The organism is Thiorhodococcus mannitoliphagus (genome assembly GCF_010915725.1).
GTDB classification, from domain to species: Bacteria; Pseudomonadota; Gammaproteobacteria; order Chromatiales; family Chromatiaceae; genus Thiorhodococcus; species Thiorhodococcus mannitoliphagus.
The window spans coordinates 113,249-128,593 of the sequence record NZ_JAAIJR010000002.1 but is presented as its reverse complement, the minus strand read 5'-3'; the positions used below and the strand labels follow the sequence as shown (position 1 = coordinate 128,593).

The following is a 15,345-nucleotide window of genomic DNA, read 5'->3' as shown; positions in this document are numbered from 1 at the left end:
AACATGGTGATGCGATGCCTCGGCGCAGAAGAGGGAAAACTCAAGTTTAGCCCCTGCATCAGTTCTGGTCGCACCCGATGCGTCCTCTTCGAGCCCAAGATAGTCTCTTGCCGCCTCATTGGCTTGCCGCAGTGCAGGAATGCCCTGCTCGCCGAGGACCATGGGGAATGGCGCTGCCTTGAAGACCTCTCTCAAGTTGGCCTCGCTCTCGCCCAAGCGTTTGAGAAGACGGCTCGACTCAAACCAGGCAAGGGCGGTCAACCCGACGATGATGCCAACGATCCACCAGAGTTTGGTGCGCAGATCGCCCAAGAGGCGATTCATGAAAAAGGCGTTGGCGTGGAAGGTGGCAACGCCAATCAGGAGCCGGGTTTGCGGGTCATAGAGCGGCACGCGCGAGATGAAGCAGCCCTCCCGATGTGTTGGCCCCATGCTCAGATCCAGGCTTCCTGGCGGAGCCTCGACCACATCATAATCGAGGCTGATGCTCAGTCGGCGCACGAATGGGTTCTGTGACGCCGGGTCCTTGAGCAGGAGCAGGCTGCCCATGGTGGTGCGCAGCTCGCGCTTGAGCCGGTCTGGCGGAAGCCCGCTACCGAGCACGCGCTCGATCGACTGGGCATGCGCCTGCGCCATGGCCGCCGCCCGACTCGCGGACTCGTCTTGCAACGCGGGCTCCAGCACTAAGAGCCAATGAGCAGAAATGGTGCCAACCAGCAGCATGCCGAGCAGCCCGAAGATCAGGGCCAGATTGCGCTCCGTGCGCAGCGAGAAGAGGCGTCCGCTCGCCAACTTGGACTTAGCCGCCTTCATATCGACGCGCCACCTGCAGGAAGAACGGCTTGAAACGCACATGGGCGCGCGCCGCTTGTCGCGCGTTTACATAGGGCAGGATGCGATCAGCCACGTAGATTCCTGCAATGGCGCCCGCCTCCACGGCTCCGGAAAAAGGCGAGAAGACCAGTGAACGATGACGCTCCGACCAAGACCTGAGTGCCTTGAGATCGACCTCGAAGCTAGCAACGAAGATCGCGGCCGGCCGCGGCCCCGCATCGCGGCTCATTTCATCCTCGCGCATCACCTGCACCTTGAGTGGTATGCCGCGGATGCGATCCAACTCTGCCAGACGCGCCGCGACCTCCATCGCCGGAGCGCGCATGCCCGTGAAGAGCACCAGGACGCGCAAGCTGCCATCCTTCATCCGATACTGCTCCAGATCCTCCAGCGCGCCGAGGAAGGCCGGAAAGAGCTTGGCCCCGACACTCAAGCGCTGCTCGTCCTCACGCCAAAACCCGCTCGAATCGGTTTGAGCAAGCAGGCCCGTCCCAAGCAGCAATTTGAGCAAGAAACCGCTCACGGCGAGACGCCAAAACAAAGTCCGGCGAGTGATCGTCATGCGGCGAGTGCCCTCAGAAGCGGTAGCCGATGGTCAGCCACCACCGACGCCCGGGTCTGAGATAGTCGTTGGGGTAGACGAGATCGAGGCCGCCGCATTCATGGAGACGCCATCCAACATGATCTTGACAGGGAAGCAGGCTATTTTTGGCGAGCCCGACAAAAATCCCAGATAGATTAGGGTCTCTGTAACGCCCCTTTCCGACCGCCATAGATGCCTCGAAACGCCGCCTGCCCGAGCCGCTGAAGATGACGCTGGATTTCACACAACGCAGTATCAACGAGACAGCTCCGACAAAGCAACCAACTGATTAGAATGCGATTTAGTCGGCTTCACAGAAAACTGATCGCGGTATGGATACACGCAAAGACAAACATCACTCCACGAATGCGGTCGCCCGCGCGGCAGCGCCTCGCGCGTCGACGACGCTCAGTGTTACATAGCCTGGCCCGTCCGGAGTCCACTCGGCGCTGTGCGCGAAAGGCGCCCGACTAAAAGGCACGCCATTGGCCAGCCAGGTATAGGGGGGGACCCCGCCCCGCACCTTGACCACCAGCTCACGGCCGCGACCTGACGCAAGCCCAAGATCGACCCGCGCGCCTTCGGGAGGATAGGCGATCTCAGGTCCGCGTGATGCGCTCGCAGCCTCAGCGGCCTGGCGAGACGGAGGTGCATACTTGAGATGCGCCGGCAAGGCATGGTTGCTGGTTGCAGCGACCACACCCGGAGGCGCGGAGCGCAGCGGCACAAGGGGTCCGAGGCGAGCGAAGGCATCCAGCAGCAGCGGGGCCGCCGCCTCGATGCCGAGCAGACCGCTCACCGAGGCCCCGTCCGGTCGCCCGAGCCAAACACCGACCGTATGACGCCCGTCGAAGCCGATCGCCCAAGCATCACGATAGCCGTAGCTAGTGCCGGTCTTGAAGGCGATGCCGCCCGCGCGCGCATAGCCGGGCGTCGGCACCTCCGCCAGAATCGCGCCCAGATACCAGGCAGCACGCTCATTCAGGACCGTCCGGCTCCGCCCCTGCGCGGCGGAAATCAGCGGGACAGAACGACCATCTTCGGACAGCAGCTCGCGCAGCTCGGTCGCGCTCCCGCCGCGCGCGATGGCCGCGTAGACCCGCACCAGATCGGACAGCGTGATACCAATGCCTCCCAGCCCAATGGCCAAGCCCGGTGCGACGTCATCCGGGAGGCGCGGCCGCGCCCCGGCACGACGCATCCTTGCGAGCAGGCGACTTGGCCCAACCGCTTGCAGCAGCTTGACCGCCGGGACATTGAGTGAGCGCTGCAGTGCGCGGCGAACCGTGACGGTTCCCTGATAGGTCTGATCGAAATTAGCCGGCGCATAGCCGGAGAATCCGGTGGGACGATCCTCGATCAGGCTCTCGGGGTGGGCAATGCCGTCCTCGAACGCCAACCCATAGATCACTGGCTTCAGGGTCGACCCAGGCGAGCGCAGGGCGTCTGTCATGTCGACGAAGCCGTCGCGATCAGGCTCTAGGAGCCCTGCGGAGCCGACCGAGACCAAGACCTCGCCATCGCCATGTCGCACCACCAAGAGCGCGGCAGACAGCTTCGCACCCACTCTCCTGGCCTGCTCACCGACGAGCGCCTCTAGACGCCGCTGCAGTGCGGCGTCGATGCTCAATCTCAGCGTCGCGGCGCGGGGATGGGCCTGGTGCTGGCGCAGCGTGAGATGCGCGGCCAGCATCGGAAAGGAACGACGACGGCCGGGGACGGGCTCGGCCAGCGCCCGGCGCACGGCCAGGGCATCAAAGAGTCCAGCTGCGTAGGCGCGCCTCAAGATGCGATCCCGAGCGCGCCGCGCCGCCTCCCGGTCCCGGTCGGGACGGCGCGCCTCGGGGGCCTGAGGCAGCGCGACCAGCAGCGCGGCCTCGGCCAGGCTCAAGCGTGCGGGCTCCTTGCCGAACCAGGCGAGCGACGCGGCGCGAACTCCCTCCAGGTTGCCGCCGTAGGGCGCCAGGGTCAGGTAGGCCCCGAGGATCTCCGACTTGCTCCAGTGCCGCTCGAGCGCCAGCGCGGTGCGGATCTGACGGACCTTGCCGCCAAGCTCGCGTGTCGAGCGCCCCTCCAGCAGACGCGCCACCTGCATGGTCAGCGTCGAGCCGCCGGACAGGATGCGACCATGACGTATCCATTGCCAGGCCGCGCGGGCAAGGGCGATGGGATCGACACCAGGGTGCCGCTGAAAACGCCGATCCTCGATGCGCTGGAGGAGACGCAGATAGTCCGGATCGACCTCATCCAGCGCGACGGGGAGGCGCCACAGCCCGCCATCGACCGTAAAGGGTCGCAGCAGCGCCCCGCGACGGTCCAAGACCACCGGCGATGTCGGTCGCTGCAGGTCCGGGAGCTTGGCGTCGGCGACCCAGGCGTCGAGCGCGAGCCTAGCCGCCAGCGTCAAGCCGCCGAGCAGCGCCAGGAGCGCGAATCCCCGGCGCATCACTCCAGCGTGTCGGGCCACGGGATGACGCGCAGCATCAGGGTTGCGCGCCCAGGATCTCTACCCGCCCCGTGTCCGTCCAAGCGCGCAGACGCGGCCGATACATGTCCTCCACCGTCGCCGCCGGATGCGCGAAGACCCCGGGCGAGACAGCCCGCAACCGGTAGGCGAGTTGGAAGCGCTTGGATGCGCTGGACGAGCGGTCCACGGCCGCGACGAAGCGGTCTGCCCTGAACTCGGTATGGGTGGCCTGCCCTTCGAGCCCGAGCCAGCGGATCTCCTTGATGTCCCCAGCCTTGATGAGATTGGGGTTGTCGATCTCGAGTCCGGCGGGCAGCGGGTCGTCCAGGATCAACCTGGCCTGACGCTTGGCGCTAGCGGTGACCGTCAGAACGGCAATGAGACGCTCGCCCTGCTCGAGCCTGCTGACGTCGATACGCCGCCCCTGCAAGTCGTAGTAGGCCCGCTCGATCAGGTAGCCATTGCCGCCCGCGGGCTCTGGCGTCTGCGGCACGCCGGTCAGGGTCACCATGGCCTCCAAGGGCTCTGGACCGAGATTCTCGATCCTGAGTGCCTCGCCGCTCAGCGCCGCATCGTCGAGACGTCGGTAGAGAGCCCCCTGCAGCGGCTCACCGCCAACGCGCAGATCAGGCTGAACCGCACCCTCGATGAGCGCGTGCGCCGCGAGTAAGAGCCAAGCCTCTTCCTGGGTGCTGCGATGGCGATCCTTGGTCCATTGGTCTTGGAGCCGTTCCGCCAAGGCATGGATGTGGACCGCTGGCGTGCCGGCCTCCGCCGCGAGGACCAAGAGACCCGCGCCGTCCCGCAGGCGCGACCCGAAGTCGGCCCGCCATTGAGCATCATCGTCATCCGCTGGCGTGGAGAGCATCTCCAGGGCGGCGCCGAAGACGCGGTTTGCGCGTGGACGATCCCCGTAGAGCGCCAGCGCTGCGCCGAGCTGAGCCTTGGCCAAGGGCGTCGCGAAGGCATCTAACTTGGTGTCGGCGTAGTAGCGCAGATCACCGATCGCCGCCTCGCCGTTACGCGCAAGGACGTAGAGGGCGTAGGCCACGGCCTCGCCGCCCGAGCTGAAATCAGGCGCGTAGGACAGGGCATTGCGCAGGTTGTCGAGCGCCATCTCGAAGGGCACCTGAGGCACGCCATCGTCAAGCTCGCGGGCGCGGGTCAGGAAGTCGGACACATAGGCGTCGAGCCAAAGGTCACTGCTCCCGGACGCGCTCCACAGACCGAAGCTGCCGCTGCTCGTCTGCTTGCCGAGAATCTGAGCTATCGCATCGGTGACGCGCTTCTTCGCCTCGACCTCGCCGCCGAGCCCAACCGAGGCGGCGACCTGGTTCAGATAGAGCAAGGGTAGCGCGCGACTGGTCAGCTGCTCAGTACAGCCATAGGGGTAGCGATCCAGCGACAGCAGCAGACCGGCGACGTCGAGCCGGCCGGCTCCACCGATCGAAACCAGCACGGAGCCCGTGCCCGCCACCCGCTGGGCGAGCAGGCTCCGATCGAGTTCGAAGGCACCGCCTGCGGGCAACGCCATGATCTGGGTCTCGCTGGTGCGTGGGGCGTTCGATCGCACCGGAATCGTCAGCGTCTTGCGCAGTACTTGACCGTCCGGCGTGCTGAGGTCGATCGTCAGCCGGTCGTCGCCGACGCCTTCCGCCAAGATCGGCACATCGATGTGATCACGCCCGCCCTCAGGCAGACTCACTTCGATTGTCTGTGCCTTGCCGGGGATCCGGGTGTGACCGCCCGAGGCCGACACCCGCAATTGCACCTTGCCAGCAGCACCCTCGACATGGGCCAGCCCGATCCGAACGCGAGCACGGTCGCCGGGCGCCAGGAAGCGCGGCATCGAAGGCGTCACCACGATGGGGTCGCGCACCAGGAGGTCCTGCGCGGCATGCCCGACACCATCGGCCGTCCAGGCCATGGCCATGAGGCGCACGCTGCCGTTGAAATCCGGGATCTCGATCGCGACGCGGGCCTGACCTTGATCGTCCAGCGCCAGAATGCCGGAATGGAAGGCGAGCAGATCCTGCGTCGGCGGCGGCCCCTCGGCGCTGAGCAAGCTGCCGTCGCCTCCGGCACGCACCACGCCTGGCACACCCTGCATGCGGTCGATCAGCTGTCCGTAGACATCTCTGATCTCCATGCCGAGGCGGCGCTGGGCGAAGTACCAATCATCCGGCGCCGGCGCCTGATAGCGGGTGAGATTGAGGATCCCGAGGTCGACCGCAGAGACCGTCACATAGGCCGACTGCCCAGGCACCGCCTTGCCAACGGAGACCGGAATCTCGATGCGCTGGCGCGGCCTGACACTGCCCTGGAGCGCCGCCGGCAGATCGAATGCCACGGCCAGCTTGCGGCGCTGGGGATCGACACCGGCCCAGGTCAAACCGATGGCGCGCGCCGGCATCCGTCGCGCCTCGAGGTCCATCGGCCGGTAGAGCACGCCGGTCACATAGGCGCCTGGACCCCAGTCGGCGGTGACCGGCAGCGCGATCGAGGCGCCGGCTTCCGGAACCTTCACCGCATGCATGGCGATGAGCCGGTCGTCCATGACCATGACGAGCGCCAGCCCAGGGAAACGGGGCTCGATTCGCACCTTGGCCTGATCGCCAATCCTGTACTGCGCCTTGTCGAGCGAGACCTTGAGCTGGTCCGGCGTGTCTTGGGCCGTCGGCTCCACGTACCAGCCGGCCTCGAACTCCAGGTCCGCCGGCAGGACAGCACCGTCCGATGACGCGAGCGCCAGTCGATAGGCACCCCAATCGACCGGGGCCTCGAGCTGCAGCGTCTCGGTCGCCGCCAGATCCACAACACCATCGGCCACACGCTGGCTCGAGGTGATCGGCTCGTAATCCCAGCGCCCATCCGACTCGTACCACTGGAAGGTCGTCTGCAGGCGCGAGAGCCTCCAACGCACGCCCTGGAGCGCGACACGCCGGCCTTCCGCGTCGATGGCGATGACCTCGAAACGCGCATTGCCGCCCTGCTCGACCGAGCCCTCAAAGAGGGGTTTGACGCCGATGCGCGGCTGCTTGGAGGCGACCGCGAGCGAGCGTTCGCGCTCGACGGGGCGACCACTCTCGTCGAGCACACGCACCTGAATCTCAGCCTTCAGCAGCTTGCTGGTGGCTGGAAGCTCGGGCAGATCCAGGGCAAGCTGGGCCTTGCCCTGCGCGTCGGTCCGTGCCGCCTGGAGCGGACCGCCGATGGGCGTCAATGATTCGCTCTCGAGCCCGAAGCGGTAGCCCGGGAAGGCCTTCAAGGCATCGGTCGGCTTGAGCTGCGCAGCGCCTTCGACATCCAGACCGGACGCCGGTGCCCCGTAGAGGAAGCGCGCATCGATCCCCAGCGTGGGCGCATCCGCCGGATCGATCGCTGGTGCCGAGGATGTAATCTCGAAGGTCAGACGCTCGGGCTCGAAGTCCTCGACCAAGAAGGGCAAGTCGGCGAGCGCCGCCCCCTTGGGATCACTGTAGAGATAGGCACGCCAAGTCCCCCGCATCGCCGTGCGACTGAGTTCGACCTTGGCCTCATGCCCGCCTTGACCCTGATCTGGAAGGATGGCCCTGAGGTGCTCGACGCCGTCGGGGCGTTTGACGACCAAGGTGATCGGGAGACCGGTGACGGCATACGCCCGAGCATCGCGAACCAAGGCCGTGAGGTAGACCGTCTCGCCGGGACGATAGGCACCACGCTCGCTCACCAGATAGACATCCAGGGGCTCGGGCGCGGGTCTGCCGTCGACGCCCCGGTCGCTCAGATCGAAGGGCGTTTGCGTCAGATCCAGGAAACCATAGTCACCGTCCTCACCTTCTGCCACCAGGAGCGCCGGGGCGTTGCCGCCCTTGCCGCGCAGCAGGCCCGGCTCGAAGCGGACGTAGCCTGCGGCATCCGTACGCGCACGCCCCAAGATCTCATTGTTGACCGCGACCAAGCGCAGCGCGACCTCGGCCAAGGGCTTGGCCGTGGACAAGGAGCGGACCATGGCATGCAGTCCGTCATTGCCGGAGAAGGCGGCCAAGCCGAGGTCGGAGACGATGAACCACTGGGTCGCTTGGTTATCATCATCCTTCGCGGCCTTGCTCGGGCGGGCGGTCATGGCGTAGATGCCTGGCTGGAAATCCTGGATCAGGGCGCCGACCGGCACCGCGGTCGTCACCTCCCGATTCAGCTCGGACGTCACCTCGACGCTGCCCGCCCAAACCAGCTCACCGGTGCGCTCCTCGAGCCGCTCGACCTCCCAGTCACCCAGCTGTTTGCGCAGCACCCCATCCGCCATCGCCTGGGTCAATGACCTGTCGCCGATGCGGTAGACCTTGGCGTCGACCAAGTCCGTATTGACCGTCACCACGGGGATTGCAGCCTCGCCGCCCTTGGGCAAGACATAGGCGCGCCCGAGGAAACGCACCATCGGAGAACGGTCGCGAACATAGATCTGGAGATCCGAGGCTTTGATCAGCCGCTCGCCGTCCGCCGCAGGCAATCCCGCGCGCACCAGCACGCGATAGCGCTCACCGTGGCGCACGCCGTCGATGCAGATCTGCTTGGCCTCGGGCTCGATCGGAAGATCGGTATGGCCCTCGACACGGACGAAATCGGCCAGATTGGGAATTTGGGTCGCCAGCTTGTCGCTGAACGCGATGCAGATACGGGGACTTGCCGCGTCCGAGTCGACCTTGTGATCGGTGACGCGAAATCCGTGCTCGGCGATCAGCTTTTCGTAGGCAACACTGACGTTCGGGTCGTCGACGAGATCAAGAGAGGCGCGGGCCGCCCGAATCGCGGATCGCCACTGAGAACGGTCGGCCAAGGTCAAGCTCAGCAGCGCAAGCGCCTCGGCTTGCGCGGCCTCATGCTCCGCGCGCAGATAGGCGTTGATGGCCGCACCCGTAGCTTGCCGCTGCAGGCGACGTCGCACCCCGCGGTCGGACGGCTCGGCACTCCGCGAGGCCTCGGCCAGTCCGCGCCACAGACTCGACCGCTCTGGGCCGAGCCGCAGCGCCTCGCGATAACGCTCAAGGGCGCGCTCGGGCTGTTTCGACGCGAGCGCCGCCTCGGCCTCCCGAGCCAAGGATTCCACGCGGGCGCTCGGCGGCGTCAACTCGGCCAAACGCGCTTCCAGCTCGCGCGCCTCGGCCAGCTCGCGACGCGGCAGAAACGCCAGCTCGCTGAGACGTGTCGCCAGCAGGTCTTGACTGCTGGTTTCGCCGACAAGGACACGCCCGGAAACAGCGCCGTCGAAGGGTCTGGCTTCCGCAAAGCTCTCTTTCAGGAAGCACCATTGCGCGCCAAGGTTGTAGGTAAAGGCCTTGCAGCGCGCATCCTCACGGCAGGCGGCCTTGCAGTCATCCAGGGACACCGACTTCAGCGTTCTATAGTCGCGCCCGAAATAGTCGACACCGACCGCGATCACAAGCTCGCGCGCCTCGGCGGCCATCGCACCGGCCAGGATGAGCCAAGCCACCGCCAATGCGGACCAGAATCGGCGCGAGACAAGCGGGGAGTCAGGCATGGCGGCGCTCCTTTCCGGTGCACTCATAGGGACTTTGAACTCTAGTACCTCGCTCGGCGAGGGTAAACCCAGATCCGGCAACCGGAGACGCAAACCAGGGTGTTTCTTGCGCTCGATGGGGTTCAACGGATCCGTTCCGGGCGAGGCCGGTACAAGCCCGAGATGGCAGCGCGTGCAACGACTCGGCAACTGATCTTGATCAAGACCTAAGCAAAAGAGGCGGGGGGAAAGCCCGCAGATGCAGCGGAAAGTCCACGCTTTTCGCTTAACACGCAGTTTCAGTAAGGGTTAAGATCCCACGGCCTGACCACATCGATGGTCTCGTGCGCAGTTCATGTCGGCCATCGGCCATTTACCACAACAACCCAGTTTGGAGGGTTTGTCGTGCCCGAAAAGAAACAAAGCTCATTGATGCTCGCGCTTCTCCCGATCATCATCCTCTATGCCGTCACCATCATCCTCTATGCCCTGACCCGTGAGGACCTCGCCGGTACCGCCAGCTATTGGGAGTACTTCGTTCCCGTCGTCGCCTTCATCTCCATTATCACCGCCTGGGCCAACGCCTATGCACGCGGCGACTCCCGTCTCTTGTACCTCATCCGTCAGATCATCATCTGGGGCGCCTTCCTCTGGATGCTCCTGACGCTGCAAGCGGCCGGCGTTGAAGCGGCCCTCGGCAGCGAGAAGACGACCATCACCCTCATCCTGATGCTCGCGATGGTGGCCATGCTGGTCGGCCTCTATCTCGACGCCAAGATGTTCTTCTACTCGCTCTTCCTCGGCCTCTGCGGCTATCTGCTCGCAGACCCTGCCAACGTCGCCGTTCTGGGCAAGATCGGAGAGACCCTCAAGATCGAGGACGCCGCCAACAAGCCCATGATGATGATCATGCTGCTGGCCATCGGCACTTTCTTGATCAGCATCTTCCTGCTCCTCAGCACGCGCGGCTCGGTTGCAGCAAGGCGCTCGCGCTGATTCTTGAGATTCCGCGGAGCCATCTCGGTGGCTCCGCAGACGCAAGGGAGCATCGCTCGCCAACCTCGCGGAGGTGGCCGCCCGCCCCGGCATCTCGGGTGACGCGGCGGCCAGCACCCTGAAAGGTCCACCTCATGGCCCGAGCAGGCGCTCTTCCGAACTGGCAAAAGACGCAGAGCCAGCCGTGTAGAGCGGGCCGGCGCCCCCAAGCCCAGACCAGGCAAGCAGCCCGAAGCCAAGGCCTATGTCAGCGCCCTTCGCGCACCACTTCGAAATCCGGCTCCACGACACAGATGTCGCCGGCCGGCTCTTCTTCGCACACCTCTTCCGCCACGCACATGACGCCTACGAGGCCTTCATGCGCGCCATCGGAGCCCCACTCGACGCACTCATTCGCCAGGGTGAGCTGATCTTGCCGCTGACGCACGCGGAAGCGGACTACCGCAGAGCCATGTGTCACGGCGACCGAATAGGCGTCGAGGTTCAGGTGCTCGAGCTGCGCCAGCGCTCCTTCTCGATCGGCTATCGCTTCCTGAGCGAAGCGGGAGAGGTTGCGGCAACGGCCCTTACCGTCCATGTGCTGATCGCACAGAGCAGGTCGACGACACCAGAGCTGCCGGCCGACCTTCATGCCGCACTCGCCAACCATCTGGCGACGAATTGAACAGGCTTTATGACGCGCCGGGCATGCCCTAGCGAGACTTCACCTCAGACCCATGAGTCATGCCATCGGAATCGGAATCGGGATCGCTATCGTCAGTTCGATACCGATACCGATACCGATACCGATACCGACGGCCTTGGATGGTCGGACGCTTCATCGAAATTTGACTCACCTGCAAGCATTTTACGCCCTCAAGGATTCTAGGCAGTCCGAGCGGAATCAAAGCGTGGACAAGCTCATCTCAGGGCAGAGCGATCTTCCGCCCCTCGACATCGAGCCGCACGAAGGTAATGCAGGTCGAGAAGATCGAGGCTTCCTGGCCCGTCTCGAGATCGTCGGCGAAGACGCTGACGGCGTAGGTCAAGGACGTTCGGCCGCGACAGCTCTCGACCGCGTCGAACCTCAGCACGGCACCCTGGTGGACGCCGCGATGGAACTCGACGCGATCCATACCCACCGTGACGAAACGGCACCCAGGATTGTCCCGGCTCGCCGCGATCCAAGCGACCTCGTCGACCCATTTCAGCAGGGCGCCACCGAAGAGGTGCCCATAGTGGTTCAGATGCTCTGGCCTGACGACCGTGTAGGTTTCCATCCAACCTCTCTTTAAGCTCGAAATCACATCCAAATCCCGCGCGGACGTCATGGAAACGTCATTTAACTGCGCTGGATCTATATTCTACCCTCCCCCAGAAGGGTATTTTTCGCCCCCGCAACGCAAAAAACGATACATAAGAAAACGCAGGGGGCAATTATGACCGACGTATCCTCGGTCGGCTGGGTCGACATCCTCGTCATCCTGGCCTATTTGCTGACCACCGCCTATCTGGGGTGGCTCGGCTACCGCGGCACGCGCTCGGCCGCGGACTTCCTGGTCGGCGGGCGCTCCGCCCACCCGATCATCATGGCCGTCTCATACGGTGCCACCTTCATCTCGACCGCGGCCATCGTCGGCTTCGGCGGCGTCGCCGGACTCTTCGGGATGAGCCTGCTGTGGCTGACCTTCCTCAACATCGCGGTCGGCATCTTCATCGCCTTCGTCTTCTTCGGCGAGCCGACGCGCAGACTCGGGCATCATTTGGGGGCGCATACCTTCCCCGAACTCCTGGGGCTCAGATATCAGAGCCGTGGCATTCAGATCTTCGCCGGCGCCCTGGTCTTCCTCTTGATGCCGCTCTACTCAGCGGCCGTCATGACCGGCGGCAGCATCTTCGCGGCCACCCAGTTCGGCATCGACTTCGAGGTCGCGCTGCTGATGTTCGCCATCATTACCGCCGCCTACGTCATCCCTGGCGGACTCAAGGCCGTCATGTACACAGACACCCTGCAGGGCTTCGTCATGGTCTTCGCCATGATCTTCCTACTGGTGTTCACCTACAGCAGCCTAGGCGGCATCACCGAGGCCCACCAGAGCCTGACCGACATGGCGGACATGGTTCCCGCCCCGCTGCAGCAGATGGGGCATCAGGGCTGGACGGCAATGCCGGCCTTTGGCTGGGGGGCCAAGTCCTACGACCTCTGGTGGATCGTCATTACCTCAATCATCCTAGGAGTTGGCATCGGCGTACTGGCCCAGCCACAGCTCATCGTGCGCTTCATGACCGTGCGCAGCCGCCGCGAGCTGGACCGCGCCGTGCCGATCGGCGCCGTCTTCATCATGCTCATGACCGGCACGCCCTTCCTGGTGGGCAGCCTGTCCAACGTCTGGATGGCACAGAACGGCCCGCTGCTGCACGGCAAGCTGGTCCAGGAACTCAACACCGACAAGGGCCACGCCCTGGTCGAGCTGATGAGCCAAACCGACTCCGGCGGCTGGACGCCGGTCATCAGCCCCAAGACCCAGGCACCGGCCCAGGTACCCCTCGTGGTCACGGAGCGCGACACGGCAACGGACGCGCAAGGCCAGGGCTTCGACCTCATCACCGGACGCTCCACCGCCGTGACCTACGTCAAGGGCCAGGCGGACAAGATCATCCCGACCTTCATCTCCTCGGCACTGCCGCATTGGTTCGGGGTCGTCTTCCTCTTGGCGCTGCTCGCGGCCGCGATGAGCACCATGTCCAGCCAATTCCACACCATCGGCACGGCCGCGGGCCGCGACCTCTATGAGCGGATCCGGCATAAGGGGGAGACCCACGAGCCGAATCTGTTGGTGATGCGCCTAGCGATCGTGCTCGGCCTGATGATCGCGGTCACCATCAGCTATACGGTGCGCCAGGAGTACGTCATCGCGAGATTCACGGCGATCTTCTTCGGACTCTGCGCCGCGAGCTTCCTGCCCGCCTACATCGGCGGCCTCTTCTTCCGCCGCGTCACGCGGGCAGGAGCATTCGCCTCCATGATCGTCGGGGCGGGCGTGTCGATGTTCTGGCTGCTGCTCGTCAAGGCGAAAGAGGCTTCCGCGATCGGCTTGGTGCAAATCCTCACCGACGGCAAGAGCAGCATCCTCCAGGACCACCCGAACTGGCCTTCGGTGGATCCCATTGTGGTCGCCCTGCCCGCCGCCCTCGTAACCCTCATCCTGGTCAGCGCAGTCACTCGCCCGCCGAACGCGGAGCACCTGCGGCGCTGCTTTCCCGAGCGGGCCTCCTGAGCCCTGACACCGACTGAATCGAGGTACACCCCATGATCGGCATCGACGATCCATACGTCTTGTTTGCCTATTTCGGAACTATTCTCGTCGCCATCGTCAGCGTCATCTACGGCCTTGTCCGCCGCAACGCCGCACTCGATCTGGTCACGGAAGAAGACCGCCATTGGGCGCGCGAAGCGCAGGAGGTCGAAGATGGCCTTTAAGAAAACCCTGATCGCCGCCGGCCTGTCGGCCACGCTCGCGGCTCCAGCCCTGAGCGCCGACAACACCAGCGGCCCATTCAGCTGGGGCGCTGACCTGCGGCTACGCCAGGTCTGGATCGACAACGTCGGTCTCAACGCTGCCAGTCCCACCGCCGACCGCACCTTCCAGCGCTACCGAACCCGCCTCTGGGGCGGCTACCAGCTGACCGACCAGATTTCCGCCAGCGCGCGCCTCATCTGGGAGGGGCGCCACTATCAGGCTCCCAATGCGTCCGACTGGCCCGTGCCCGGCTTCGAGACCTGGTACAGCGGCGGTATCCTTTTCGATCAGCTCGCCGTCGACTTCAAGCAGATCGGCGGCTCGCCCTTGTCCGTGAAGCTCGGCCGGCAAGACCTCATCCTCGGCAACGGCTGGCTGGTCCTCGAAGGAACGCCGCTCGACGGCTCGCGCACCATCTACTTCGATGCCGCGCGCGCCACCTACGCCTTAGCGTCGGCCGACACCATGCTCGACCTCATCTTCATCAATCAGAGCGCGAACACCGGCCGCTTCCCACAGTCGCTCAACGGCAAGCTCGAGGATCAGATCGAACAGTACGAGACGGGCATCGTGCTCTACGCCCGCAACAAGTCACTGGTGCCGGACACCGATCTGGACGGCTACTTCATCTACAAGCATGACCGCCCGAACCTCACGCCGAACAACATCCGCGTCAACAATGGCGCCCCCTTCCCCTCGCCCAGCGACTCCGGCGACATCTATGCCGCGGGGCTGCGCGCCGACGCCAAGCTGGCACCCGCCTGGTCGCTGCGCGCCGAGGGCGCCTACGAATGGGGCACCCGTAACCAGCGCGACCTCAGCGCCTTCGGCCTCAATAGCCGGCTGACCTACAGCCTTGACGACAGGCTCAAGAATCAGTTCCACGCCAGCTATGAGTTCCTTTCCGGCGATGACCCAAGCACCAGCAACGACGAGGCCTTCGACCCACTCTGGGGCCGCTGGCCGCAGTGGAGCGAGCTGATGATTTACCAGTGGCCCCTAGAGAGCCGCGTCGGCGAGGCAACCAACCTGCAGCGGCTCAACGTCGGCTGGGACGCACAAGTCCACCCCACAACCAAGCTCATGGTCGACTACCACGCACTCTGGGCGGATCAGAACAGCACGCGAACCGAGGCCCAGATGGTCAACATCAGCGGCGATGACCGCTTTCGCGGGCATCTCTTCACCACCTGGCTCAAGACCAAGCTCAACGAGCACGTCTCGGGGCATCTGGTCGGGGAGTACCTCTTGCCTGGGGATTACTACGCCGAGAACCGGCGGGATGATTCCTTCTTCGTCAGGGTGGAGGTCGTCCTCGCTTGGTAGTCCTCCCCGCTGTCGCCGAACCTGGTCGGCGATCGGTGTGATCACGCACGGGGCGACAAGGCATCCACAGCCTCCCCGGGAAACTCAGCAGATCCACCTATGTCACAAAAATCGGACGTCCAACTTGAGACAATGGGAGTCA

General features: G+C 64.8%; 9 protein-coding genes and 1 pseudogene. 5 read left to right on the top strand and 5 right to left on the bottom strand.

The window, feature by feature from the left end:
• From G3480_RS01175 to G3480_RS01160, 4 genes and pseudogenes are all read right to left on the bottom strand, one after another.
• A pseudogene (locus G3480_RS01175) lies at positions 1-813 on the bottom strand (GGDEF domain-containing protein); the annotation flags it as partial.
• The gene (locus G3480_RS01170; RefSeq protein ID WP_164651812.1) at positions 800-1,396 is read right to left on the bottom strand and encodes a hypothetical protein; all 597 of its coding nucleotides are present in this window, start codon (positions 1,394-1,396) and stop codon (positions 800-802) included. The gene G3480_RS01170 and the pseudogene G3480_RS01175, both read right to left, overlap by 14 nt.
• A gap of 376 nt (positions 1,397-1,772) precedes the next feature.
• A complete protein-coding gene (gene pbpC, locus G3480_RS01165; protein WP_164651811.1) occupies positions 1,773-3,863 on the bottom strand; it encodes a penicillin-binding protein 1C in 2,091 nt (696 codons plus the stop codon).
• A 37-nt stretch (positions 3,864-3,900) separates the two neighbouring features.
• Positions 3,901-9,402: an alpha-2-macroglobulin family protein gene (locus G3480_RS01160; RefSeq protein ID WP_164651810.1), complete on the bottom strand. Its 5,502-nt coding sequence runs from the start codon at positions 9,400-9,402 to the stop codon at positions 3,901-3,903.
• A gap of 384 nt (positions 9,403-9,786) precedes the next feature.
• On the opposite strand from G3480_RS01160, the gene G3480_RS01155 reads away from it, so the two are divergent.
• Both G3480_RS01155 and G3480_RS01150 read left to right on the top strand, forming a co-directional pair.
• Entirely contained in the window at positions 9,787-10,377 is a 591-nt protein-coding gene (locus tag G3480_RS01155) for a hypothetical protein (protein WP_338114035.1), read from the top strand.
• A gap of 244 nt (positions 10,378-10,621) precedes the next feature.
• Positions 10,622-11,041 carry an acyl-CoA thioesterase gene (locus G3480_RS01150; protein WP_164651809.1) on the top strand — a complete coding sequence of 140 codons (420 nt, stop codon included), beginning with the start codon at positions 10,622-10,624 and terminating at the stop codon, positions 11,039-11,041.
• A gap of 241 nt (positions 11,042-11,282) precedes the next feature.
• Here G3480_RS01150 and G3480_RS01145 read toward each other — a convergent pair whose 3' ends face one another.
• Positions 11,283-11,636, bottom strand: a complete 354-nt coding sequence (locus G3480_RS01145) for an acyl-CoA thioesterase (protein ID WP_164651808.1) — start codon at positions 11,634-11,636, stop codon at positions 11,283-11,285.
• A 159-nt stretch (positions 11,637-11,795) separates the two neighbouring features.
• Here G3480_RS01145 and G3480_RS01140 point away from each other — a divergent pair, with 159 nt between their 5' ends.
• The 3 genes from G3480_RS01140 to G3480_RS01135 are packed head-to-tail and all read left to right on the top strand — an operon-like array spanning position 11,796 to position 15,203.
• On the top strand, positions 11,796-13,634 hold the full coding sequence (locus G3480_RS01140; protein WP_164651807.1) for a sodium:solute symporter family protein: 1,839 nt from the start codon (positions 11,796-11,798) through the stop codon (positions 13,632-13,634).
• A gap of 32 nt (positions 13,635-13,666) precedes the next feature.
• Positions 13,667-13,837, top strand: a complete 171-nt coding sequence (locus G3480_RS27600) for a symporter small accessory protein (protein ID WP_167752449.1) — start codon at positions 13,667-13,669, stop codon at positions 13,835-13,837.
• A complete protein-coding gene (locus G3480_RS01135) occupies positions 13,827-15,203 on the top strand; it encodes an alginate export family protein (protein WP_164651806.1) in 1,377 nt (458 codons plus the stop codon). Before G3480_RS27600 ends, G3480_RS01135 begins: the two co-directional genes overlap by 11 nt.
• The last annotated feature ends 142 nt before the right edge of the window (positions 15,204-15,345 follow it).